At 36.8% G+C, this 22,953-nt stretch carries 21 protein-coding genes and 1 riboswitch; of the genes, 13 read left to right on the top strand and 8 right to left on the bottom strand.

Translation table 11 applies throughout. From position 1 onward, the window contains the following. Positions 1-90 precede the first annotated feature (90 nt). Genes X953_RS16960 through X953_RS16940 form a run of 5 tightly spaced genes read left to right on the top strand, consistent with a single transcriptional unit; the run spans position 91 to position 4,107 of the window. Positions 91-1,452, top strand: coding sequence for an MATE family efflux transporter (locus X953_RS16960; RefSeq protein ID WP_019377359.1), 1,362 nt, complete (start codon positions 91-93; stop codon positions 1,450-1,452). Further along, entirely contained in the window at positions 1,449-1,874 is a 426-nt protein-coding gene (locus X953_RS16955) for a hypothetical protein (RefSeq protein WP_040956621.1), read from the top strand. The genes X953_RS16960 and X953_RS16955 overlap by 4 nt, the downstream gene beginning before the upstream one ends. Before the next feature lies 1 nt (position 1,875). Next, positions 1,876-2,496 carry a lysozyme family protein gene (locus tag X953_RS16950; protein WP_040956620.1) on the top strand — a complete coding sequence of 207 codons (621 nt, stop codon included), beginning with the start codon at positions 1,876-1,878 and terminating at the stop codon, positions 2,494-2,496. 48 nt (positions 2,497-2,544) lie between these two features. Next, a complete protein-coding gene (locus X953_RS16945; protein ID WP_040956619.1) occupies positions 2,545-2,922 on the top strand; it encodes a RidA family protein in 378 nt (125 codons plus the stop codon). 15 nt (positions 2,923-2,937) lie between these two features. Next, positions 2,938-4,107, top strand: a complete 1,170-nt coding sequence (locus X953_RS16940) for an iron-containing alcohol dehydrogenase (protein WP_040956618.1) — start codon at positions 2,938-2,940, stop codon at positions 4,105-4,107. A 95-nt stretch (positions 4,108-4,202) separates the two neighbouring features. Here X953_RS16940 and X953_RS16935 read toward each other — a convergent pair whose 3' ends face one another. Both X953_RS16935 and X953_RS16930 read right to left on the bottom strand, forming a co-directional pair. Next, positions 4,203-4,448, bottom strand: a complete 246-nt coding sequence (locus tag X953_RS16935; RefSeq protein WP_026041403.1) for a DUF1450 domain-containing protein — start codon at positions 4,446-4,448, stop codon at positions 4,203-4,205. 157 nt (positions 4,449-4,605) lie between these two features. Further along, positions 4,606-5,850: an MFS transporter gene (locus X953_RS16930; RefSeq protein WP_369792746.1), complete on the bottom strand. Its 1,245-nt coding sequence runs from the start codon at positions 5,848-5,850 to the stop codon at positions 4,606-4,608. 244 nt (positions 5,851-6,094) lie between these two features. On the opposite strand from X953_RS16930, the gene X953_RS16925 reads away from it, so the two are divergent. Together X953_RS16925 and X953_RS16920 are read left to right on the top strand one after the other, a co-directional pair. Beyond that, positions 6,095-7,021: a DUF1002 domain-containing protein gene (locus tag X953_RS16925; protein WP_040956617.1), complete on the top strand. Its 927-nt coding sequence runs from the start codon at positions 6,095-6,097 to the stop codon at positions 7,019-7,021. Positions 7,022-7,797: 776 nt separating this feature from the next. Further along, positions 7,798-8,601: a 3D domain-containing protein gene (locus X953_RS16920; RefSeq protein ID WP_019379031.1), complete on the top strand. Its 804-nt coding sequence runs from the start codon at positions 7,798-7,800 to the stop codon at positions 8,599-8,601. Positions 8,602-8,717: 116 nt separating this feature from the next. On the opposite strand, the gene X953_RS20415 is transcribed toward X953_RS16920, so the two are convergent. Further along, positions 8,718-8,849 carry a hypothetical protein gene (locus X953_RS20415; protein WP_019379030.1) on the bottom strand — a complete coding sequence of 44 codons (132 nt, stop codon included), beginning with the start codon at positions 8,847-8,849 and terminating at the stop codon, positions 8,718-8,720. Positions 8,850-9,134: 285 nt separating this feature from the next. On the opposite strand from X953_RS20415, the gene X953_RS16915 reads away from it, so the two are divergent. Together X953_RS16915 and X953_RS16910 are read left to right on the top strand one after the other, a co-directional pair. Beyond that, entirely contained in the window at positions 9,135-10,325 is a 1,191-nt protein-coding gene (locus tag X953_RS16915; protein ID WP_019379029.1) for a glycine C-acetyltransferase, read from the top strand. Positions 10,326-10,405: 80 nt separating this feature from the next. Beyond that, complete coding sequence (locus X953_RS16910; RefSeq protein WP_040956616.1) at positions 10,406-11,344, top strand: L-threonine 3-dehydrogenase; 939 nt, start codon at positions 10,406-10,408, stop codon at positions 11,342-11,344. Positions 11,345-11,987: 643 nt separating this feature from the next. Here the strand turns inward: X953_RS16910 and X953_RS16905 are convergent. After that, a complete protein-coding gene (locus X953_RS16905) occupies positions 11,988-13,610 on the bottom strand; it encodes an ABC-F family ATP-binding cassette domain-containing protein (protein WP_040956615.1) in 1,623 nt (540 codons plus the stop codon). A 212-nt stretch (positions 13,611-13,822) separates the two neighbouring features. Here X953_RS16905 and X953_RS16900 point away from each other — a divergent pair, with 212 nt between their 5' ends. The 3 genes from X953_RS16900 (at position 13,823) to thpD (ending at position 16,565) form a co-directional block, all read left to right on the top strand. Beyond that, the gene (locus X953_RS16900) at positions 13,823-14,449 is read left to right on the top strand and encodes a hypothetical protein (RefSeq protein ID WP_019376720.1); all 627 of its coding nucleotides are present in this window, start codon (positions 13,823-13,825) and stop codon (positions 14,447-14,449) included. Positions 14,450-14,505: 56 nt separating this feature from the next. Next, positions 14,506-15,498: a YafY family protein gene (locus X953_RS16895; protein ID WP_019376719.1), complete on the top strand. Its 993-nt coding sequence runs from the start codon at positions 14,506-14,508 to the stop codon at positions 15,496-15,498. Between the two features lie 170 nt (positions 15,499-15,668). After that, positions 15,669-16,565 (top strand): ectoine hydroxylase, encoded by an 897-nt coding sequence (gene thpD / locus X953_RS16890; protein WP_019376718.1) that lies wholly within the window; start codon positions 15,669-15,671, stop codon positions 16,563-16,565. Between the two features lie 280 nt (positions 16,566-16,845). Here the strand turns inward: thpD and X953_RS16885 are convergent, their stop codons facing one another. From X953_RS16885 to rarD, 4 genes are all read right to left on the bottom strand, one after another. Next, a complete protein-coding gene (locus X953_RS16885; protein ID WP_019376717.1) occupies positions 16,846-17,475 on the bottom strand; it encodes a YpmS family protein in 630 nt (209 codons plus the stop codon). A gap of 5 nt (positions 17,476-17,480) precedes the next feature. Next, positions 17,481-18,371 carry an SGNH/GDSL hydrolase family protein gene (locus X953_RS16880; RefSeq protein ID WP_040956614.1) on the bottom strand — a complete coding sequence of 297 codons (891 nt, stop codon included), beginning with the start codon at positions 18,369-18,371 and terminating at the stop codon, positions 17,481-17,483. A 230-nt stretch (positions 18,372-18,601) separates the two neighbouring features. Then, positions 18,602-20,305: an O-acetylhomoserine aminocarboxypropyltransferase/cysteine synthase family protein gene (locus X953_RS16875; RefSeq protein WP_040956613.1), complete on the bottom strand. Its 1,704-nt coding sequence runs from the start codon at positions 20,303-20,305 to the stop codon at positions 18,602-18,604. A 98-nt stretch (positions 20,306-20,403) separates the two neighbouring features. Beyond that, a riboswitch (SAM riboswitch) is annotated at positions 20,404-20,520 on the bottom strand. A 55-nt stretch (positions 20,521-20,575) separates the two neighbouring features. Beyond that, on the bottom strand, positions 20,576-21,490 hold the full coding sequence (rarD, locus tag X953_RS16870) for an EamA family transporter RarD (RefSeq protein WP_019376714.1): 915 nt from the start codon (positions 21,488-21,490) through the stop codon (positions 20,576-20,578). 183 nt (positions 21,491-21,673) lie between these two features. On the opposite strand from rarD, the gene megL reads away from it, so the two are divergent. Then, a complete protein-coding gene (gene megL / locus X953_RS16865; protein ID WP_040956612.1) occupies positions 21,674-22,861 on the top strand; it encodes a methionine gamma-lyase in 1,188 nt (395 codons plus the stop codon). Positions 22,862-22,953: the final 92 nt, after the last annotated feature.

Below are 22,953 nucleotides of genomic sequence, written 5' to 3'. Positions count from 1 at the left end.
TAGAAATACGCTCATTGGATCGGTTTCTTCGTCAAATATAAAAATAATTAAGTTGGATCTCAAGCATTTTATTAGAAAGGAATTGTTAACATGGCAAATCAGCATAATTTTACCCAAGGAAATATACTAAAACAGTTAATATATTTTTCAGGTCCACTTATGCTGACAAATTTGCTTCAAACCTCTTATCAGTTTGCAGATAGTTTATGGATAGGAAATTTGCTTGGGGGAAACGCGTTAGGGGCGGTGGCAGTCTCCAGTACGATCATCTTTACCGTATTATCCTTCGTTATTGGAATGAATAATGCTGCCCTAACAATACTCTCACAGCAAAAGGGGAAGTCACACCAAGAAGGGTTAAGAAGTTACTTAAATGCGTTTGTGGTGCTCTTAACTATTCTTTCTGTTATGTTAGGCCTGCTCGGTTTTCTGCTGGCAGAGCCTCTTCTTATGCTTGTAGGGACTCCGGAGGCCATGCTGGCTAATGCGAAGGCTTACTTACAGTTAAATTTTCTTGGGATTCTCTTCTTGTTTGGTTATAATTTTATCAGTACTGTACTGCGAGCGTTAGGTGATAGTAAAACACCCCTTCGATTTGTAATGATTGCTGTTTTATTAAATATAGTTTTGGATCCTTTGTTTATTTCTGTGTTTAATTTAGGCGTTAAGGGTGCTGCATATGCAACAATTCTTGCTCAGGGAAGTGCATTTATATTTGGTGTCTCCTATGTACTGCGCAAAAAACTAGCTCCTTTTCAAATACCTGAATTTCCTAAAAAGGAAGAAATAAAACTGATTTTCCATCTAGGCATCCCATCTGGTATGCAAATGGCTGTAATTGCTGCAGGAGTTGCAGCAATAATGAGTGCTGTAACTGATTTTGGTGGAGACGTAGTTGCCGGTTTTAGTGCTGCGCAGCGATTAGATAGTTTAATTATGCTTCCTGCTCATGCATTGGGTACGGCGGTTAGTAGTATGGCCGGGCAAAATATAGGCAGCAATAACTGGGAAAGAGTCCGTAAGATCGCCAAGTATGGAGTGTTGTATAACGCAGGTATCATGCTAATTGTCGGTGTGTGTGTTCTATTGTTTGCTGAATATGGAATAAAGTTGTTTATTCAGGATAAGGCTGCAGTTGAATTTGGTACCACGTATTTAACTATTATTGCTTTGTGCTACCCTTTTCTTGGGATTAACTTTATTTTAAATGGTATTGTCCGTGCTTCGGGCGCTATGTATCAGGTCTTAATTTTAAATATTATATCTTTCTGGTTATTGCGTTACCCTCTGGCTGAGATAATGTCCGGTTTATTTGGTGAAATGGGTATAGCAATTGGGATGGGGTTAAGCTTTCTCGTAAGTAGCTTGATTGCTTATATGTATTATCGATTCGGTAAGTGGAAAGAGAAGGAATTATTTTCACGTGAAAAAGCAGGGAGGGAAGAGTATTGAATAAATGGAAACTAGTTAACATAGGAATTATATCCGGTCTGTTTCTCGGTGGTCTGCTTTTTATATTGGAAAAGTGGAGCTCCGAAAAAGTTTACGTACTACTAATGAATGTTGACTATATACCTGTATTAAAAGAAATTCCATTACATCCAGTAGCAGAATTTATTCTTCACCTAATTGTTTCTATCGTTCTTGTCTTCGTGCTTTATTACGGATTAAGCAGATTTAAAAGTGAAAAAAAAGTACTTCTCTATATTGTTATAAATACACTAATAGGTGCTGTATTATTTTTAACTACCAGTTTCTCTGACCGCACCCCTGAGCTTACCGATGGAATGGCATTCTTTTATTGGTTATCAGCCCATTTTATTTATGGATGGCTAGTTGGTAGTTTAATAGTTTTTGTAAAAAGGAATAATTAATATGAAATATAAAAAGAAAACACAAAAGGCATGGAAACATTCACTTTTAATAACTTTTCTCTTATGTATGGTGCTCCTGTTTTTGTCCTTGGTAAGCTATGAACCATTACAGAACAATTGGAATCAGGAGTCATCTGTGAGTGAAGAGGTAATCGCCTATGAACCACTTGTTAAAAAGTATGCGGAAAAGTATGGAATAGCTGATAAAACCCATGTTTTATTAGCAATGATGATGCAGGAATCGGGAGGAAGAGGAAACGATCCGATGCAAGCATCAGAAAGCTTTTGTGGGTCAAGAGGATGCATAGATGACCCTAAGGTATCCATAAAGCAAGGAGTCTATTACTTTTCTAAAACACTAGAAGAAGCGGATGGAGATGTAGAATTAGCTGTTCAAGCATATAATTTTGGCAGAGGTTTTATAGACTATGCCGTAAATAGGACAGGTACTTTTACACAAGAAACTGCTATAGCTTTCTCCCAAAAAATGTATAATGAAGATCCTGAAAAAGAGAAATATCGTTGTTTACGTGAAGAGGCAAAAAAATTAGAAGCATGCTATGGGGATATATACTATGTTGAATCTGTAATGGAATATAAGAAGGGTTTAGCGACAGATTAAGTATAGAAATGATATGATGAAAGAAATATATGCATGGGAGGAATGTAAATGTTGAAAGCAATTCATACAGATAACGCACCAGCTGCCCTTGGGCCATATTCACAAGCTATTCAGGCAGGTGACTTTGTTTATGTTTCGGGCCAAATCGGCATTGATCCAAGCAAAGGGGAAGTTGTGGATGGAATTGAAAAACAAACAAAGCAGGTGTTAGCGAATCTACAAGCAATTTTAACAGAAGCAGGTACTGATTTTTCAAAAGTAGTTAAGTTCACGATTTACCTAAACTCCATGGAGGACTTTGCTACTGTGAATGAAATATATGGAGACTATTTGACAGAACCCTACCCTGCAAGAGCGACCGTCGAAGTAAGTCGCCTTCCAAAAGACGTACTTATAGAAATGGATGTTATTGTATACACCAAGTAATAGGAGGCAATATGTGTGGATAATTTTACGTATCAGAACCCGACCAAATTAATTTTTGGTAAAGGGCAAATAGATGCTCTGCCACAGGAAGTCGAGAAATACGGGAAAAAGGTATTACTTGTCTACGGTGGAGGTAGTATTAAACGAAACGGCATATATGATAATGTAATGAAAAAATTAGCTGAAATAGATGCAGAAGTGTTGGAGCTATCCGGTGTAGAACCAAACCCTAGAATTTCTACGGTCAGAAAAGGCGTTGAAATATGTAAAGAGCAAGGCGTTGAATTCCTCTTAGCAGTTGGCGGCGGCAGTACGATCGATTGTACAAAAGCCATTGCTGCCGGGGCTAAAACAGATGTTGATATGTGGGATATTGTAACTAAAAAGGAAGCAGCAACAGATGCACTTCCGTTTGGTACGATTCTTACCTTGTCGGCTACAGGATCTGAAATGAATCGAGGCTCTGTAATTACCAATTGGGAAACGAATGAAAAGCATGGTTGGGGTTCACCATATACTTCTCCACAATTTTCCATTCTTGATCCGGAACATACAGTGTCTGTTCCAAAGGATCAAACAATCTATGGTATGGTTGATATGATGTCACATGTATTAGAACATTATTTCCACCAAGCAACAAATACACCTATTCAAGATCGTTTCTGTGAGTCAGTGTTAAAAACTGTGATGGAAACAGCACCGAAATTATTAAATGACCTTGAGAATTATGAATACAGAGAAACAATCATGTTGAGTGGAACGTTAGCTTTAAATGATATGCTCAGTATGGGGCTTAGAGGAGATTGGGCTTCCCATAACCTGGAGCATGCTGTTTCCGCTATACATGACATACCTCATGGCGGCGGTCTTGCCATTCTATTTCCTAATTGGATGAAGCATGTGCTTGATGAGACAAACGTAGGTAGATTTAAGCAGTTTGCAATCCGTGTATTTGAAGTGGAGCAAGAAGGCAAAACAGATTTCGAAATTGCAAACGAAGGAATACAAAAACTTAGAGAGTTTTGGAATAGTATAGAGGCTCCGTCTCGTTTGGCTGATTATTCTATTGATGAACAATCCGTAGACGACATGGCAGAAAGAACAGTAATAGCCAGTCCGGAATTCGGTAATTTCAAAAAGCTAACGAAGGAAGATGCAGCAGCTATTTTCAGAGCTAGTTTATAAGTTACTATATCCGGTTGCGTTACTCGTAGCAACAAATTATGACAAATTATTACCCGGGAAATAATATAGCAGAGAAAATTAAAAGGAACTAGCTGTTATTCATATACAGCTAGTTCCTTTTTAATGGCGTCACGAATTTTATCGAGACATTCCTCTGGCGTATTTCCGAAGACACGCTTGTTATTAACAAGGGCGTATGGTTTCACTCTGCATAAGCCACAAAAGGATAAGCATTCATTCATTAAAACAGCGACTTCAGGAAACTCTTCTTCCAGTATTGCTTCTATATCAATTGTAGTGATTTCGTTGCCGTCACAAACCTCAACTACGACTATACCCATATAAATCACTTTCTTTCTACGTAAACAAGTTTGTCTTATTTTTATTAATTAGACTCTGTTATTTTTGCATATTTTTACGTTTAAATCAATAGTTCAGCATAGAAGGAAAAGAGAAAAAGGTTTGTTTCGCGTCCTGTCATTACTATTAAAGATTTAGCTAACTTCTGTTGGTTGACAAGGAATGCGAATGTTTACCTTCATATTCATATTTATACCAAGCAATTAACATGATAACCCCACTAAGAATAAGTAAGGCACTTGTCACAAAGAATACAGCTGAAAATCCAAAGAATCCTGCCAAGAAACCTCCCAATGAAGGGCCAATAATGTTACCAAGAAAACGTAAACTTGTGTTATATCCGAGCACCTCACCTTGCATAGATAGAGGGGCTTCCTGACGAATATATGCGATTCTGACTGGAATGATCCCTCCAATGGAAATCCCAAGCAAAAAGCGTAATACAACTAGTTGCCAAATATTAGTTACGAAGGCCCCAGGGAAATATACAATTCCGGCCATGAACAGCAGGAATATAAGTATTTTAATGTAACCAATTTTGTCACCAAGGCGCCCCCACCTGCGTGTCATCAATAAATTACCTAACCCCGCAGCTGAAAAAGCCATCCCTGAGAAAAATGCTATGCTTTGAGGCCCATGAATGTCAGCAACAAATAATGAGAGGATTGGCTGAATACTAAAGTGTGCTACTTGAACTAATACAGAAATTAACATGACAACAAGTAGAACCGGTTTCTTTACAATGTGTAAGATTACTTCTTTGCTGGAATATGGTTTATAGTCGCTCTCTTTAGAGGATAGTTTGACGTTTATTTCTTTTATCCCGAATGTAACAATAATGGCGGAAAGGAACACCGTTATGGAAACCCCTTTGAATGTACTTGCATAGCCGAATGTATCTGCTAATGAACCGCCGATAAGTGGCCCCATTAATGTTCCGGTAATGCTACCTGTTTGTAATGTTCCAAGCACTCTTCCGGCTATCTCTTTAGGTGTCTGTGTAGAAATTAGAGCTTGAGACATCGGAATGAAGCCAGTCACTATGCCCATAAATAATCGTAATAAAAAAAGCTGCCATACAGAGGTAGCAAACCCCATTAAGAAAACGGAAAGGCCTAAGCCGACTGCAGAAAATATTAAGATTTTCTTTCTGCCATACTTGTCACCGATGCGCCCCCAAATTGGAGAAAATATAAAAGCTGTTACAAAAGTAATTGCAAATATCCAACCAGACCAATTTTGCACATAAGCATCTGAAAAATCGCCGAAGGATTCAATATATAATGAGATGAACGGTAGAACCATCGTAATACTGCCTGCGATAAAAAAGTTAGCAAACCACATGATTGCTAAATTGCGCTTTACTAATGAATTTGTATTGATTTGCAAACCCTTCTTTCTATATAATAGTTCGACACACTAAATATATCGCAACTGTATAGGGAACAAAAGATATATGCTTAGCTATTGGATGAAAAACACAAATGTGTATTCATATTGCAAATAAAAAGTTATAATAATAGATGATAATCAATATTCACCTTGGACAAACATACAATTGAAATATACGAGTAAACGCGACTTACTTAAAAAGTTACATGTTTATAAACATCAAAGGAGAATGAAAATGAAAAAGAAATTAAAAATAATTATTATGATGACCCTCATCATCGGCTTTGTTATGGGGCTTGCGTCTACATCTTTTGCAGATAGCGGAGCAAGTGATTCTAACAGCATTAATGAAAAGTTAGGCGTTCCTATTGTCGTTTATGGAGATACGTTAACAGATGCACAACGAGCAGAGGTTCGTGAATTACTTAAAGTACAGGAAGCAACAGATGTACAGGAGTATAATGTCACAGGGAAAGACATAGCCAATTATATTGATGGTGACCCTAATTCCAGAATGTTTTCCAGTGCTAAAATTGTAAGACAGGAAAAAGGAAATGGCTTAACCGTTAATATTGTTACACCTGATAATATTACCCAAGTAACAAAGGAAATGTATGCAAACGCATTATTAACAGCAGGGGTAGAAGATGCAACTGTAGACGTAGCTTCTCCTGTGAAAGTTAGTGGTCACTCTGCCTTAACTGGTATTTACAAAGCGTATGATGTCGAAGGTGAACAGCTAGATAAGGAAAGAATGGAATTAGCTAATGAAGAACTTGACGTAGCAACAGATCTGGCTGAAAAAGAAGGAATGAGTCAAGAGAAGGTTAGTCAGCTTTTGACAGACATAAAGAAACAGATTGCAGAACAAAACCCTGCTACGAAAGAAGATGTAGAGCGGATTGTGAAGGAGCAATTGGATAAATTGGAAATTTCCTTGAGTGAAGCAGACCGCCAAATGCTCACAGATCTTTTTGATAAAATGCGAGACTTAAACATTGATTTTGACCAGGTGAAAAATCAGTTGGAAGACATTGCGTCAACTATTAAAAACAAAGCAGAAGAACTTGGATTGGATCAAAGCTTCTGGGAGAAGGTTGCAAACTTCTTAAGTGAACTTTTCCATTCCTTAGGAAACTTTTTTAAAGGATTATTTAATTAATATAAAGCTATAGCGCTCAGTTTACTCATGAAGTGAATAGTTAGTCATGTATTATTAGTAAGAACAAGAAAAGGACTCGAAAATAGAGTCCTTTTCTTGTTTCATAGATGATAAAAATGGAATTCGAAAATTTATTGGCATTCTTAGCTAAATAACAATTTAGATAAAGTGCGAACTAATTTGGTAGGACTGCAAACTCCCGTTTTAAAAAAATCCAATATAGTTAATCCCTAAATCTCTTAAATATCTAAGGCAAATTTCTTCGCTCTGCAGCTGATTAACTCATTCTCCGGCGGATAACTTCAGTGTGCAGCTGATTAGCTTGCTCTCCTGCTGGTAGTCCCCACTCTACTTCGCATTTTCCTCCAACTATACAGTTAAATTATTTCTTTACAAAACAGGAATAGTCTATGTTATTGATCAACTAATTTAATTTATTAGGTTTTTTGCAGATGCAAGACTAATAGTTATTTTGTTTTCAAAAGCCTTTGTCAATGCTTTTTTTCTCTAATCTATTAATAGTTTTATAGAATAATAGCCGAAAAAAATAGTAATTCAAAAAAAATATCGCTTTTTTTATTACAGAATCGCTTTTTTGTGACTTTTGTGCTATAAATTGGAAATCTATCGGTCTTTTATCACAAATCTATTACATTTGTAATAAAAGTATTAAAAGTGGTAATGCTTGTAACATACACTTAAAAGTCTTGTAACTGCATTGCCTGTATCCATGTGATAGTATAGGCAATGTCAGAAATTGAAGGAGGGACTATCGAATGAAAAAATTATTAGCTTCATTCGCTACAGGCATCATTATTGCTGGCGCTGCTGTATCAACTGTATCAGCGGAGGAATACCAGGTACAAGAAGGAGACAATCTTTGGCAAATAGCCAATGAATATAATACAACTGTTGAAGATTTAGTAGCTATCAATGAATTGAAATCTACTACAATTCATCCAAAACAAAATCTATTTATCAATGAAATGTATGAAGTTCAATCAGGAGATACACTAAGCAGTATTGGAAATGAATTTGACGTATCAATTGAAAATATAAAAGAATGGAACAAATTAGATTCAGATCTAATTGTAGTTGGACAAGAGTTGACTGTTAAAGGTGTCAACGTAGATAAAAGTCATAAGCCAGCAACTAAAGTAGAAAAGAAAGAAACTGAAAAAGCAGCACCGAAAAAAGAAGAAAAATCAACTGAGTCATCTAATACACAGAACACAGCATCAGCGGCTTCTAAACAAGAAGATAACGAATCTGATGAAAGCCCACAAGGTAAAACAGTTTCTGTAAAAGCTACAGCATATACTGCTGATTGTGCAGGTTGTTCAGGAATTACTTCTACTGGTGTAGATTTAAACGCAAACCCTAATGCAAAAGTAATTGCTGTGGATCCTAATGTTATTCCTTTAGGCTCTAAAGTACATGTAGAAGGCTATGGTTATGCAACTGCTGCTGATATCGGTGGTGCTATTAAAGGTAACCGTATTGACGTACACGTTCCAACAAAAGATGAAGCTTATAACTGGGGCGTACGCAACGACGTAAAAGTAACAATTGTTGAATAAAATTAAATAGATGAATAAACGTACAATTAAATAATCGAATAAACGTAAAAAGGAAAACATTTATGTATAAGATGTTTTCCTTTTTTTTATTTATATTAAACGTACAAGCGATAATTTTATAATTTAATTGTAGTAGAATGAGAGTTTTCATCTACAATTTCATTTGTATCGTTGTTCATTTCTGTATAACCAAGTATTCCAAAGCCGAGAATAATAATCGCAAACAAACCAACCAGAACTTTCTTCATTTAAATGCCTCCATCAATAAGAACTAATTCAATTATAATAAAAATAAGTGTAGATAACCATCGTTTTTTATAATATTTTGTAGAAAAAACCTTACATTTATGAAAGGAAGTAACACAAATTTGAGAGAATTACTATCAGATAAAAATGAATAGTTTTACTTCTTTTGAGTAACTTGATAAAGTAAACATTTTAAACCCTATATGTTAAACTGTATGTAAACTATGTGCTCTAATTTTTACTCGATAATGTAATTGAAGCGCTTACAAACAAGGAGGAAAAATAATATGACTAGTAAGGCACTAAATAGCTTTTTAGATGAGAACATTGCTGAACTAAAAGAGCGAGGATTATATAATGAAATTGATCCGGTACAGGGTGCGAATGGACCGGAAATTCAACTCGACGGGAAAAAAAGAATTAACTTGTCATCGAACAACTATCTTGGGCTAGCTACCGATGATCGTTTAAAGGAAGTTGCAAAAAAGGCAGTAGATTCACATGGAGTTGGAGCTGGTGCAGTACGTACAATTAATGGAACACTGGATCTTCATATTGAATTAGAAAATAAATTGGCTCAATTCAAGGGCACAGAAGCGGTTATTTCATACCAATCTGGTTTTAACTGTAATATGGCAGCAATTTCTGCAGTAATGGATAAACATGATGCCATTCTTTCTGATGAATTAAATCATGCCTCCATTATTGATGGTTGCCGATTATCCAAAGCTAAAATTATCCGTTTTAACCACTCTGATATGGAAGATTTACGGTTGAAGGCAAAAGAAGCAGTAGAATCAGGCCAATACAATAAAATTATGGTAATTACAGATGGAGTTTTCTCCATGGATGGGGATATCGCCAAGCTTCCTGAAATTGTTGAGATTGCTGAAGAATTTGATTTAATCACATATGTTGATGATGCTCATGGGTCAGGTGTACTTGGAAAAGGAGCAGGAACTGTAAAGCACTTTGGTTTACAGGATAAAGTTGATTTCCAAATGGGCACACTTTCCAAGGCAATTGGAGTTATTGGTGGATATGTTGCCGGGAAAGCAAATTTGATTGATTGGCTCAAAGTACGCTCACGTCCATTCTTATTTTCTACAGCTGTATCTCCTGCAGATGCAACAGCTAGTACAAAGGCAGTCGAGCTTTTGATGGAAAGCACGGAATTGAATGAGAAGCTTTGGGAGAACGCTAACTATTTAAAGGATGGGTTGAAGAAGCTAGGCTTTGATATTGGGAACAGTGAAACTCCAATTACTCCTTGTATTATTGGTGACGAAAATGATACACAAAGATTTAGTAAGCGTCTTTTTGAAGAAGGAGTCTATGCTAAATCAATTGTGTTCCCTACAGTACCGCGCGGCACGGGTCGTGTTCGTAATATGCCTACTGCTGCACATACAAAAGAAATGCTTGATAAAGCAATTTCAGTTTACGAAAAAGTTGGAAAAGAAATGGGCTTAATTTAGTCCGCTGTGAGGGGGAATTCCCCTCCGGCTTTTAAATTTGTTTACACAATTCTCTATTCAACATAGAAAGGGTTTAGGAAATGAGAAAAATTTTAGTTACAGGGGCTCTAGGACAAATTGGATCCGAGCTTGTGGGAAAACTGAGAAAAACATATGGAAAAGATAATGTAATTGGAGCAGATATAAGAGAAGTTGAGGGCATCCGTGATGCAGGACCATTTGAGATTGCAGACGTCACGAATGGAGACCGATTAATGGAGGTAGCAAAAGAGCATAAGGTTGATACCATTATGCACTTAGCTGCACTACTTTCAGCCAAGGCAGAAGTTGTCCCTAAAATAGCTTGGGATATTAACATGGGTGGTCTTGTTAATGCGTTAGAAGTGGCACATGAGCTTAATTTACAGTTCTTCACTCCTAGCTCCATTGGTGCATTTGGACCTTCAACACCAAAAGATAATACCCCTCAGGATACGTTACAACGACCAAATACCATGTATGGTGTTAATAAAGTGGCTGGAGAGCTATTGGCAGACTATTATCATCATCGTTTTGGCGTGGATACACGGGGTGTACGATTCCCTGGATTGATTTCTTATGTAACGCCTCCGGGTGGTGGTACGACAGATTATGCTGTAGAAATTTATTATGAAGCTATTAAAAATAAAGCATACAGCTCTTACATTGGTAAAGGTACATATATGGATATGATGTATATGCCAGATGCTTTGAATGCAATTGTTGATTTAATGGAAGCTGATCCTGCGAAGTTGAAGCACCGCAATGCATTTAATATATCTGCAATTTCTGCAGCACCAGAGGATTTTGAAAAAGCTATCAAGAAACACATCCCTGAGTTTGAACTGACATATAACGTTGATCCTGTTCGACAAAACATTGCTGACAGCTGGCCAAATAGTATTGATTCCTCTGCGGCAAAAAGCGAGTGGGGATTTAAAGCAGAATATGACATTGATAAAATGACAAAAGATATGTTGGAAAAAATTCGTGAGAAATAAGTAAAAAGCGTCCTGTAAAAGGGCGCTTTTTTAGATACCAAGAAATATCTTGAGAATTAACAATAATTCACAATATAGATAAACTACGACGTAACTTGGTAGTAGTTTAAGCGGCCGCTTCGGAAAATACACTTCGCTTTGCATGGGCAACGCTTCAGCTTCCTCGGAAGAAAACCACTTCCTGTGGGATCTTCAGCTGTTGCTTTTCCCACAGGACAAGGAAGGCTTCAGCGAATTGTGCATCGCACGAAGGAAAGATGTTTTTTCTTTCCGAGGAGTCTTCGTGTTTTTCCTTCACTAGTAAAGTTGTTAGATAATAACTAGTTATTTATAGTTTAAAGCAGTTACGAATTGATTGGAGTGGAGGGCGGCGACTCCTGCCGGAATAGCATGAGGCGAAGACCCTGGACGGAGCGTAGCGGAGGAAGCGGCTGAGGCCATGCCGGCGGAAAGCGTCCGCCTGAAACGGAAATCAATGGGGCACTTCCCCTCAAATATTTTACTGAGCTTTTCATCAATAAAGTTACGTCGCAGTTTCTTCCTACTCCCCAGAAATGGACTTGAATGAATTAACGTGAACTGCCCAACATTTCCATAGCCCCATCAAAAAAACGCTCCTCACTAAGAGGAGCGCTATTTTAAATTAACTAGCGTACATTTCAGCTATTTTTTTCTGTAGTTGTTTATCCTGTACGTATTCATCGTAGCTCATTTCTTTATCAATAATTCCGTTTGGAGTAATCTCAATCAGACGATTAGCGATACTCTGAACAAATTGATGGTCATGAGACGTGAATAAGATAGAGCCCTTAAATTTAATAAGACCATTATTCAATGCAGTGATAGACTCCAGATCTAAATGGTTTGTTGGTTCATCAAGTAACAAGACATTGGCATTACTCAACATCATTTTAGATAGCATACAGCGGACTTTTTCTCCACCTGATAATACGTTTGCTTTTTTCAAGGCTTGTTCACCAGAGAATAACATTCTGCCAAGGAAGCCACGAAGGAATGTTTCCGTTTCGTCTTCCGGTGAGTATTGACGTAACCAATCGACCAATGGCATATCATTATTTTCGAAATAAGCAGCATTATCTTTAGGGAAATAAGATTGTGATGTAGTTACTCCCCATTTATAGGTTCCTGCATCTGGCTCAATTTCACCCATCAAAATTCGGAATAAGGTGGTTTTGGCAATATCATCTTTTCCAACAAGCGCTATCTTGTCATCCTTGTTCATTGTAAAGCTTACGTTATCCAATACTTTTTTCCCGCCAATTGTTTTGGTAAGACCTTCGACACGAAGTAAATCATTACCTATTTCACGTTCGGGGGTAAAGGAAATATACGGATATTTTCTGGATGAAGGTTTAATGTCATCAAGGGTGATATTGTCAAGTAATTTTTTACGCGAAGTTGCTTGCTTCGATTTAGAGGCATTAGCACTAAATCGTGCAACAAAGGATTGCAGCTCTTTAATTTTTTCTTCTTTCTTTTTATTGGCTTCCTGCGCCATTTTTGCAGCTAACTGGCTTGATTCGTACCAGAAATCATAGTTACCGATGTAGATTTGGATTTTTCCGTAGTCAACATCTGCAATATGTGTGCATACTTTATTTAAAAAGTGTCTGTCATGAGATACAACAATGACAGTGTTCTCAAAGTTAATTAGAAATTCTTCCAGCCATTGGATTGCTTGAATATCAAGTCCGTTAGTAGGCTCATCAAGTAAAAGGATATCTGGATTACCGAATAAAGCCTGGGCCAAAAGTACTTTTACCTTTTGATCTGCAGACAAATCAGCCATCTTCGTCATGTGGAGGGATTCATCAACACCAAGCCCTTTAAGGAGCACAGCTGCATCTGATTCAGCTTCCCAACCATTCATTTCAGCAAATTCACCTTCTAATTCAGCAGCACGCATACCATCTTCTTCAGAAAAATCGCCTTTCATATAAATGGCATCCTTCTCTTGTTTAACGGAATAAAGCTTTTCATGTCCCATTAAGACAGTATCGAGTACTTGATGTTCTTCATATTCAAAGTGATTCTGCTTTAGTATTGCTAATCTTTCACCTGGAGACAAAGAAACAGCACCTGATTGTGGCTCAATTTCACCAGAGAGAATCTTTAGAAATGTAGATTTTCCGGCTCCATTTGCACCTATTAGCCCATAGCAGTTACCAGGTGTAAACTTTAAATTTACATCTTCAAATAACTTTTTATCACCATATCGTAAACTAACGTTAGTTACATTAATCATTCTTGTAGAATCCTCCAATAAAAATAAATAGTAATCAACGTAAGCTTACGGTATTTATGCAGTTTAGTCAATGTTAACAGGCTTTAAATTTGTAAATAATGATGAAATATACAAAAAATTAACTTGTATATTTGTTAATTTTTTGTAATAGTAGATAAAAAGGATTGTACAGTTATACAACCTAGAGGCGGTGCAGGGGGGAGGGACTTTAGGTGAGTGAACGAACGATTTATTTTCTCTTTACAGATACGGGAACATATTTAGCGAAAGCAATTAACTATTATACAAAGCAATCACTGAATCATGTCTCCATTTGTTTTGATTCAGAATTGAAAGAAGTTTACAGCTTTGGTCGAAAGCAACCGAGGAATCCCTTTATTGGTGGTTTTGTTCAAGAAGACATTCGATCTGAATTCCTGAAAAAATCCTACTGCGCTATCTATAGCTATACGGTATCAGAACAAGAATATGAAACGGTTATGTTGCGTATAAAAGAAATCGAAGCAAAAAAGGCAGATTATAAATATAATTTTATAGGATTATTGGCAGTACTGTTTCAAGTTGAAATTGATCGCAAATATGCTCTGTTTTGTTCTCAATTTGTGGCAACAGTATGCGGGGATGCAGAAAAATTTGTTTTTGATAAACCGACATGCTTTGTAACTCCAGGAGACATTCGTAAGTTGGATGGTCTGAAGTTAATATACCAAGGCAAGTTGGAAAATTACACACATGCTTTTAAAACTGAAAGGAAATTAATACCAGGTAGTTTACCTTCAACGAAGCAATCATTTATTATTAACATATCTAAAAAAGTTAAAAAGTTTGTCATAAGATAAAGGACCATAATTTCATTGTATGGTTCTTTTCTCGGTTTTAAGGGAGGTAAAGAAATATGGAACGTAGCAGTAACTATCGTCTATTGAAAATAAGAGAAATATTATTTCAGCAAACAGATGATCAGAACGAAATGGGGATTAGCGAATTAGTTGATAAGCTCAGAGAGTTAATGCCTGAGAGACAACTGGATCACCGTACGATAAAAAAGGATCTGGAAACGCTCGATGATATGGATTTTGAAGTTGTAACGAATAAGGGTAAATTCGGTAAAAACTATTACAGCCATCAAACCAGATTGTTTGAAACATATCAGCTAAGGCTTATGGTTGATGCTATTCTCTCCGCTAAATTTATAACAACAAAAGAGAAGAAGCTGTTAATTGAAAAGTTAAAGCAATTAACAAGTAAACAAATTGCCAAAACTTTGCCAGAACCAGTCTTATTTAGTCAATCTGCCAATATTGATTATGAATTGGTGAAATTGAATATTGACTTTGTACACCGAGCAATAGCAGAAAAAAAGATACTTACATATCAATATGGAAAGTTTAATGTAGATAAGAAATTTGAATATAATCGTAATGGAGATTTATATTACGTGGAGCCATATGCTCTTATTTGGCAGAACGATTACTATTATCTAATTGGACGATTTATAAAAACAGATGAAGTGCGCCATTATCGCCTGGACCGGATGCGTAATATTCACTTAACAAATGAGAGGTTTATCAAAAAGGATTTTGATTTAAATGAATATGTAAACCAAAGCTTTCATATGTTCGCAGGAGAAGAAATACGCATTAAAATAAGGTTTCATCTTCATTTAGTAAATGTTGTGCTGGACAGATTTGGACATGACGCAAACATAAAACAATTGGATGAAACACACTTTTTATTAACAACGAAGGCAAAGTTATCGGACGGTCTAATAAACTGGATTCTTACCTGGGGCCATAAGGCTAAGGTAATAGAGCCGGAATATGTAGTGCAGGAAATGAGGGAACGTATTCAACAGATGGCAGCACTATATATGACAGACATTGATTAAATGTAAATTTAAGTTAGCAGATAATAAATTCCCTAATTATATAAAAATTTGAAACTATCGATATTTTATTGTTTAATAGTGGTGATGAGAGGGAAGCTTTGTCTGTAGGGAAGTTTCCTGAGTTCTGAGATACGTCAACACGAAAGAAAATACTACAAGGAGTGTGTTGAATGGAAGATCTATATCCTTCAAGAAAAAATAGCCAACCGGAGATTTTGGAAAGGAAGGATCCGGTAATTCATACAGATCGATCCAAAGATAATCAAGCTCCTATTTCAACAGAACAGCTTGATTCCTATGAAAAAAATGGGTTTTTGCAAATAAAGAATTTCTTCTCTGAAGAGGAAGTTTCTGATATGCAGAAAGCCATTTTTGAATTGCAGGACTCAAAAATGGACGTAGATTCCAAAAAGGTTATCCGTGAGCCGGAGAGTGATGACATTCGCTCTATTTTTCACGTACACAAAGATGATGCTTATTTTAAAAAAGTGGCCAATGATCAGCGAATCTTGGATATCGTAAATCATCTTTTGGGAAGTGATGTATATATACATCAATCTCGAATTAACTATAAACCAGGTTTTAAGGGTAAGGAATTTGACTGGCATTCTGATTTTGAAACATGGCATGTTGAGGACGGGATGCCTCGTATGCGTGCAGTAAGTGTATCGATTGCATTATCAGATAACTATACTTTTAACGGGCCTTTAATGCTTATACCAGGGTCCCAGAACTACTATGTTAGCTGTGTAGGCGAAACGCCAGAGGACAATTACAAAGATTCATTGAAGAAGCAAAAAGTTGGTGTTCCTGATGAAGAAAGCCTTCGTTGGCTTGCAGAAAAAGGTGGAGGAATTTCCGTACCTACAGGAAAAGCGGGTTCCATTACTTTGTTTGAGTCAAATACGATGCATGGCTCTACAAGTAATATGACACCATATCCGCGTAATAATCTGTTTATGGTATATAATAGTGTAGAAAATAGATTGGTGGAGCCATTTTCCGGTGGCAATGCACGACCGGAATATATTGCTGTCCGCGAGAAGCAAGCAATGTATAGCGGATAGAGGTACATGTTTTGATGGATAACTTTCCCGTGTTGACGTAATCCAGATATAAACGGCGGTTCCCCGGGATATAACCTGGGAACCGCTTTTTTGATTCTATTTCAAATGTTTAGGGTAATACTTATAATATTCATTCTTAGCTGGAGGAAACTGCGAACTAGAGTGGAACAATCAGCAGCAGAGTGAAACTATCCACCTTAGACATTCAGCAACTGGTACAGTTTGGTTATAATACATTAATCTTCGAAATAGTATGAGCTATCACCAGATATAGACCTACTTAATCCACTTGCTCGATCCCCAGCGTCTTATATGGCACCTTGATTTTAAATGCAAGGTTATTTGCATCCAAATCTATCTGTTCTACTGCGACCTCGAAGTTACTTTTAATTTTCATATCAGTTACTGCTACATATATTTCTTCTTCCTTTGGATTGACGGTTACCCATTCAGGCATTGGTAAGTATTTACCCATATACTCCATTATTTTTTTGTTTGGTAACTGAAGCAGGCCAACAGAAATCGATTTTAATTTAAGAATTATGTCTCCGTTCTCCTGCACGAGCGGTTCCAAATGCACGGATAAAGGAACAGTTGAAGAAAATACCGGTAATTCGCCAATTAAATGAACGTCTTCTTCCAATTCAATTTTATATTGATGTTTACTGTCATTTAATTCTCCAATATACGCGTTTACAAGTTCATTTAAATTATTCTTGGTTGTTCGGACAACGAATACGGAGCTGTCCTCCGCAGGTGTTTCTTCTTTAACGGCATATTCTTTTTTAGAAACTGGCCAAAAAATTAATGATACAAAAACAAGAACTAAAAGTATATTTACGATTAGCAGAGTGAAAAACAGTTTTTTCCACTTGCTTTTTCTTTTTGATTGATTTGTTCTCGTGGTCATAGCAGTCATCCTTCTTCATGGGTTAAATAATTTAATACTCGTCGGGCAATTCGTTTATAGCCAAGTTCATTCGGATGGAAATTATCCTCTGAGAATAAATTAGTATCATCCTCATCAAATAAATCAGCTGTAGGTATATAAGTAATATTCTCATGATCTCCAGCAATTTTTCGTCCAGATTCGTTCCACTCTTCAATGATTAAACTAAGTTCTTTAATATCTTCAAAATATTGTTTGAAAGGGTTATAAAAACCTAATAAGTATATATGTGAATCAGGGTTTATTGATTCCATCTTATTAAAGATTTTTTCTAAACGCTGTTCATAGTTTTGCTTTTCCTCAGTGAAGTCCTCCATTTTTAGATGAGTAAAGTTTTCTTTTACAACTTTCATAATATCATTTGCACCAATAGTAATTAAAATGATGTCTGCTTCATTAATTGCGTCTACCACTTCGGGTTTCTCCAGGCGCTTCAACAGCTGATCAGATCGGTTGCCTCGAATACCGAGATTAGCGAAATCAACTAATTCTTCTTGCTGGTTGATGGAACGGTCTAATATACCAACATAACCACCTTGCTCTGTGCTATCTCCGACACCCTGTGTTAAAGAATCTCCAATTGCTAAGATTTGGGTTTCTTTCGTAGAGAAGAAGTCAACAGTTTGTTTAACAGCCTTTACTACTATTTCTTTTAATGGAGCTGAATTTTCGGAGTCTTCCTCCTGCATATTTTCTTCTTCGTCATTTGTAGGTTGCTGAGTAATTGTTTCCTCATCTTCATCTGTAATCCGTACATTTTTAAAATCGGGCTCAGGTTGATTCATGTTTATTATAATAACTGCAATTCCTATTAGCATGACCACGCCTGTTATTAAAGCAATAATTTTCTTATTCATTCCTACCACACCTAATGTTGTTGTACTATATTTATATGACTGAAATAGCTTGTATTATATCCATTCGTTACTTTATAACTGTATATGTATGTATATTATTATACATTATAAAAGAAAAAATCGCCTTCATATAAAAGGCGATCTTTAACAGGGAAGGGTTAATACAATTTTTCCCCATTTGCTGATTTATAAACATCTAATCTATAAGTTTATTAGCAGCGCGTGTTAGCTTAAACTTCTACCGGAATATTCAAGGACCCTCCACTCCTAGTACGGATAGCTTCATTATAAGGGTCCGTTTCCGCAATTACGGTAATCCCGGCAGCTGCAGCATTCTCAACTAGGTTTTCATGTAGAGAAGGTTGTTCCACAAAAAGAATAGCTACCTGTTTATTTATTAACTCTTCTATACTAGTTTTAGTGTTCTCTTTGCCTGGGATCCAAACTGCGTCTATTTTTCCCTCATTCGTGGATAACGAGCTGACTTCAAATCCAAGTGATTGCAGTTTAGCCACTTTTTCCTTCGTTTCTTGTTTTTCTGCACCTGCCACTGTAATAACTTTTTTACGTATTCCTCCATTACTTCGGTCAAAAGGAGAGGAAACAAGCCACTTCACAGCATCACCTTCTTTAAATGTAATTGTTACAGGTTCATCTGTAGCTTTTGCAATGGCTTGATCAAGTGTAAAAAGAATATCATTCGATGATTCAAGCCCTATTGATAGGCGGATTAATTCTTCAGAGACACCACTCTTTACTAAATCTTCTTCTCCCAATTGTTGATGTGTGGTTGAAGCAGGATGAATAATTAATGATTTAGCATCACCTACGTTTGCTACATGGGACCATAATTCAATCGAATCAATTAGCTTCCTGCCAGCCTCACGTCCTCCCTTAATACCAAAGGTAATAACAGACCCATACCCATTTCTAAAGTATTTCTTGGCAAGTTGGTGAGAAGGGTGGTCGGCTAAGCCAGGATAGTTTACCCACTCTACAGCTTGGTGATTTTCCAAGTAATTAGCTACTTCTATTGCATTCTGAGTATGTCTTTCAATACGTAAGTGCAATGTTTCCAATCCTTGCAGTAAAAGAAATGCATTTTGTGGGCTGAGACAAGCTCCGATATCGCGTAATAGCTGTACGCGTAGCTTAATCGCAAAAGCAGGAGCCCCTACATCTATAAATCGTAAGCCATTATAACTTTCGTCTGGTTCTGTGAAACCAGGGAATTTTCCATTATCCCAATTGAACTTGCCGCCATCTACAACAACTCCCCCAATAGCTGTTCCATGTCCACCGATCCATTTTGTAGCAGAGTGAACCACAATATCTGCTCCCCAGCTAAGTGGCTTCGTAATATATGGAGCGAATGTATTATCAATAATTAGAGGAATCTCATGCTTATGGGCAATATTTGCTATATTTTCTACATCAAATACATTTAAACTAGGGTTTGTGATGATTTCTCCATAAATTGCTTTTGTCTTATCTGTTATCGCTGCTTCAATTGCTTTATGGTCTGTACCGTCAACAAAATTCACTTGAATACCATAGCGTGCCAGTGTGTTAGCAAATAAGTTATATGTTCCTCCATATAAATTACTATCAGCAATAATTTCATCACCAGCACTGGCAATATTTAATATAGCGAAAGTTATGGCTGCCATACCGGAAGAAGTGGCCACCGCTGCGACACCATCTTCTAGTTCTGCAACCCGCTGTTCAAATGTATCGACAGTTGGATTCCCAATACGAGAATATATATTGCCTGGTTCAGCTAAACCAAATAAATTCTGTGCATGCTCTGTGTCACGAAATACATAGGAAGTAGTTTGATAGATAGGCACAGCGCGTGAACCTGTGGTCGGGTCAGCTGATTGCCCTCCGTGTAGTAATACTGTTTCCGGATTTTGAAAATGAAATTGAGCCATAATAAATTCCTCCTAGGTTTAATTTGTTATCTGGAGGAAGAGGAGATAATCAAAAAGCCCTCTTCCTAAGAAGAGGGCGTTTAATTTAACCGGTCCTCCTCTTATCTTCCAGATCTGTTTTGATCTGTAGGATGTAGCACCTTCAAAGCAAGAATTATTGCTTTCAGGTTGCCGGGCTTCACAGGGCCTATTCCCTCCGCCACTCTGGATAAGAGATTAAATTTTCTAAATTATGAATAGTATAGGTCCTTTCTTTTCTTCTGTCAACCATTAATTTAATAATTTTCTATTTTTTCTGGTTTTATTAGGCCGATATGCTGCTCCCATATAATTGATAAGTGCTATCCATATTAATGAGAAAGCAATAAGGTGAGCTGACGTGAACGTCTCTTCATAAAGAAATACACCAAGTAATAGCATAATAGTAGGGGCAAAGTATTGTAAAAAGCCGATCATCCCCAATGGAATATGCTTGGCACCAGCAGCAAATAGGAGCAAAGGAATTGCAGTCATTATACCAGCGCCCATTAGAAGCAGGTTTGTTGCTGTTCCTACCTCCACCCATTTAAAAGTAGTTTCAGGCAATAAAAATAAATAGAGTAAGGCAAAAGGAGTAACAACAAATGTTTCAATTGTCAGGCCGGTCATTGCCCCCACATCAACCACTTTTTTTAATAAACCATACACACCAAAACTAAATGCTAATGCGAGTGAGACCCATGGAAATACCCCGTAGCTGATAGTAAGATAGATCACTCCCAAAGATGCAAGAATAAAAGAAAAGATTTGTCTCCGTGTCATATTTTCCTTTAAAAAAATTATTCCCAAAAGAATGCTGACAAGAGGATTAATATAATATCCTAAGCTTGCCTGGATGACATGGTTGCTGTTAACCGCCCATATATATGTTAGCCAATTTAAGCTAATAACAATGGCTGCTAAAGAAATAAATATGACTTTCTTCTTGCTTTTGGTAAATGATTTACATTCTTTTATAAATGCAGGCCACTTTCCGGTAATAAGTAAAATAATTAGCATAAAAACAAAAGACCAGATAATTCGGTGTGCCAGAATTTCGCCTGCTGGGACCGATTCTACCTGTTTCCAATATATCGGCAAAAATCCCCAAATGATATAAGCACCTATAGCATAAATAATACTGTTTCTTACTTGATTCGTATTCATACAAACCCTCTTTTATGTGAGATTAAATGATTTGTGTAATTCCATCAAATTAAACTTATTCTAGAAATAAAACATCAATAAATCAATAGAAGTTTAGAAATTTTCTAATTTAAACGCTTTCATAAATTAGGTTAATGGCATAGTATAGGAGTATGTACATCTATTACATAAGGGGGAGAAGTAATGCAAAAAAAGAATAATAGATTTGAAACAGCAGTGATTCATGATGGATACGACGCCAAGGATATGCTAGGAAGCCTGACTACCCCATTGTTTCAAACATCTACATTTACGTTTGAAACTGCTGAGCAGGGAGAAAAACGTTTCGCAGGAGAAGAGGAAGGGTTTATTTACTCAAGATTAGGAAACCCAACAGTGAGAGCCTTGGAAGAAAGAATTGCCACATTGGAAAATGGAGAAAGAGGCCTGGCATTTGGGTCAGGAATGGCTGCTGTATCAGCCATTTTATTCGCATTAACAAAGGCAAATGATCATATATTGTGTTCGTCAGGTTTATATGGCTGCACGTTTGGTTTGCTTCAAATGCTCCATGAGAAATTCAATATATCCTATGATTTTTCTTCCATGGAAACAAAAGAAGAAATTCGTTCACTGATTAAAGAGGAAACAGCTTGTATATACGTAGAAACGCCAATAAATCCAACAATGAAATTGATTGACCTTCAGCTTGTGGCTGAAGTTGCCAAAGAATATGGAATTCCTGTTATTGTTGATAATACATTTTCTTCACCATATATACAGCGTCCATTGGATTTAGGCTGTGATGTGGTTGTTCACAGTGCTACAAAGTATATTGGAGGACACGGGGATGTAGTAGCAGGACTAGCTGTTGGAAAAAAAGACTTTTTTGACTCTGTTGCTATGACAACACAAAAGGATATCGGTGGGATTATATCACCGTTTGATGCATGGCTCTTGTTAAGAGGATTAAAGACATTACCAGTGAGAATGGATCGTCATTGTGAGAATGCAGAGAAAATAGTTGAGAAACTGGAAAGCCACCCGAAAATTTTAACTGTGTATTACCCGGGAAGTAAGAGAAATCCTGATTTTTCTATTTGCGAAAAGCAAATGAAACGTGGTGGTGGAATGATCTCCTTTGCTGTGGATGGGACGAAAGCAGATGCCCAGGAACTGCTGAATAAGCTTAACTTTATTAAAATAGCTGTCAGTCTTGGTGATGCAGAGACGTTGATTCAACACCCTGCAACGATGACCCACTCCGTAGTACCTGAAGAATCCAGAGAGAAAATGGGAATTACAGACCAGCTTATCCGATTATCCGTTGGTTTGGAAGCTTGGGAAGATATATGGAGCGATTTAGAGCAAGCCTTAAACCAATTGAAGTAAGTAAAGTGACATAAACATACTATACAAAACAATAGTCGAACATAATTCGAACCTTTATACAGGCCTTCGAATTAGTTCGGCTTTTTTAATGG

Source organism: Virgibacillus sp. SK37, assembly GCF_000725285.1.
In the GTDB taxonomy this organism is placed as follows: Bacteria; Bacillota; Bacilli; order Bacillales; family Amphibacillaceae; genus Virgibacillus_Q.
Note: the sequence above shows the minus strand (reverse complement) of the source record. Positions and strands in the feature narration are given on the sequence as shown.

Excerpts from the sequence above, each read along its gene's own strand:
- X953_RS16960 (WP_019377359.1), top strand. The coding sequence starts at position 91 with ATGGCAAATCAGCATAATTTTACCCAAGGAAATATACTAAAACAGTTA.
- X953_RS16950 (WP_040956620.1), top strand. The coding sequence starts at position 1,876 with ATGAAATATAAAAAGAAAACACAAAAGGCATGGAAACATTCACTTTTA.
- X953_RS16945 (WP_040956619.1), top strand. The coding sequence starts at position 2,545 with ATGTTGAAAGCAATTCATACAGATAACGCACCAGCTGCCCTTGGGCCA.
- X953_RS16935 (WP_026041403.1), bottom strand. The coding sequence starts at position 4,448 with ATGGGTATAGTCGTAGTTGAGGTTTGTGACGGCAACGAAATCACTACA.
- X953_RS16925 (WP_040956617.1), top strand. The coding sequence starts at position 6,095 with ATGAAAAAGAAATTAAAAATAATTATTATGATGACCCTCATCATCGGC.
- X953_RS16920 (WP_019379031.1), top strand. The coding sequence starts at position 7,798 with ATGAAAAAATTATTAGCTTCATTCGCTACAGGCATCATTATTGCTGGC.
- X953_RS20415 (WP_019379030.1), bottom strand. The coding sequence starts at position 8,849 with ATGAAGAAAGTTCTGGTTGGTTTGTTTGCGATTATTATTCTCGGCTTT.
- X953_RS16915 (WP_019379029.1), top strand. The coding sequence starts at position 9,135 with ATGACTAGTAAGGCACTAAATAGCTTTTTAGATGAGAACATTGCTGAA.
- X953_RS16910 (WP_040956616.1), top strand. The coding sequence starts at position 10,406 with ATGAGAAAAATTTTAGTTACAGGGGCTCTAGGACAAATTGGATCCGAG.
- X953_RS16905 (WP_040956615.1), bottom strand. The coding sequence starts at position 13,610 with ATGATTAATGTAACTAACGTTAGTTTACGATATGGTGATAAAAAGTTA.
- X953_RS16895 (WP_019376719.1), top strand. The coding sequence starts at position 14,506 with ATGGAACGTAGCAGTAACTATCGTCTATTGAAAATAAGAGAAATATTA.
- thpD (WP_019376718.1), top strand. The coding sequence starts at position 15,669 with ATGGAAGATCTATATCCTTCAAGAAAAAATAGCCAACCGGAGATTTTG.
- X953_RS16885 (WP_019376717.1), bottom strand. The coding sequence starts at position 17,475 with ATGACCACGAGAACAAATCAATCAAAAAGAAAAAGCAAGTGGAAAAAA.
- X953_RS16880 (WP_040956614.1), bottom strand. The coding sequence starts at position 18,371 with ATGAATAAGAAAATTATTGCTTTAATAACAGGCGTGGTCATGCTAATA.
- X953_RS16875 (WP_040956613.1), bottom strand. The coding sequence starts at position 20,305 with ATGGCTCAATTTCATTTTCAAAATCCGGAAACAGTATTACTACACGGA.
- rarD (WP_019376714.1), bottom strand. The coding sequence starts at position 21,490 with ATGAATACGAATCAAGTAAGAAACAGTATTATTTATGCTATAGGTGCT.
- megL (WP_040956612.1), top strand. The coding sequence starts at position 21,674 with ATGCAAAAAAAGAATAATAGATTTGAAACAGCAGTGATTCATGATGGA.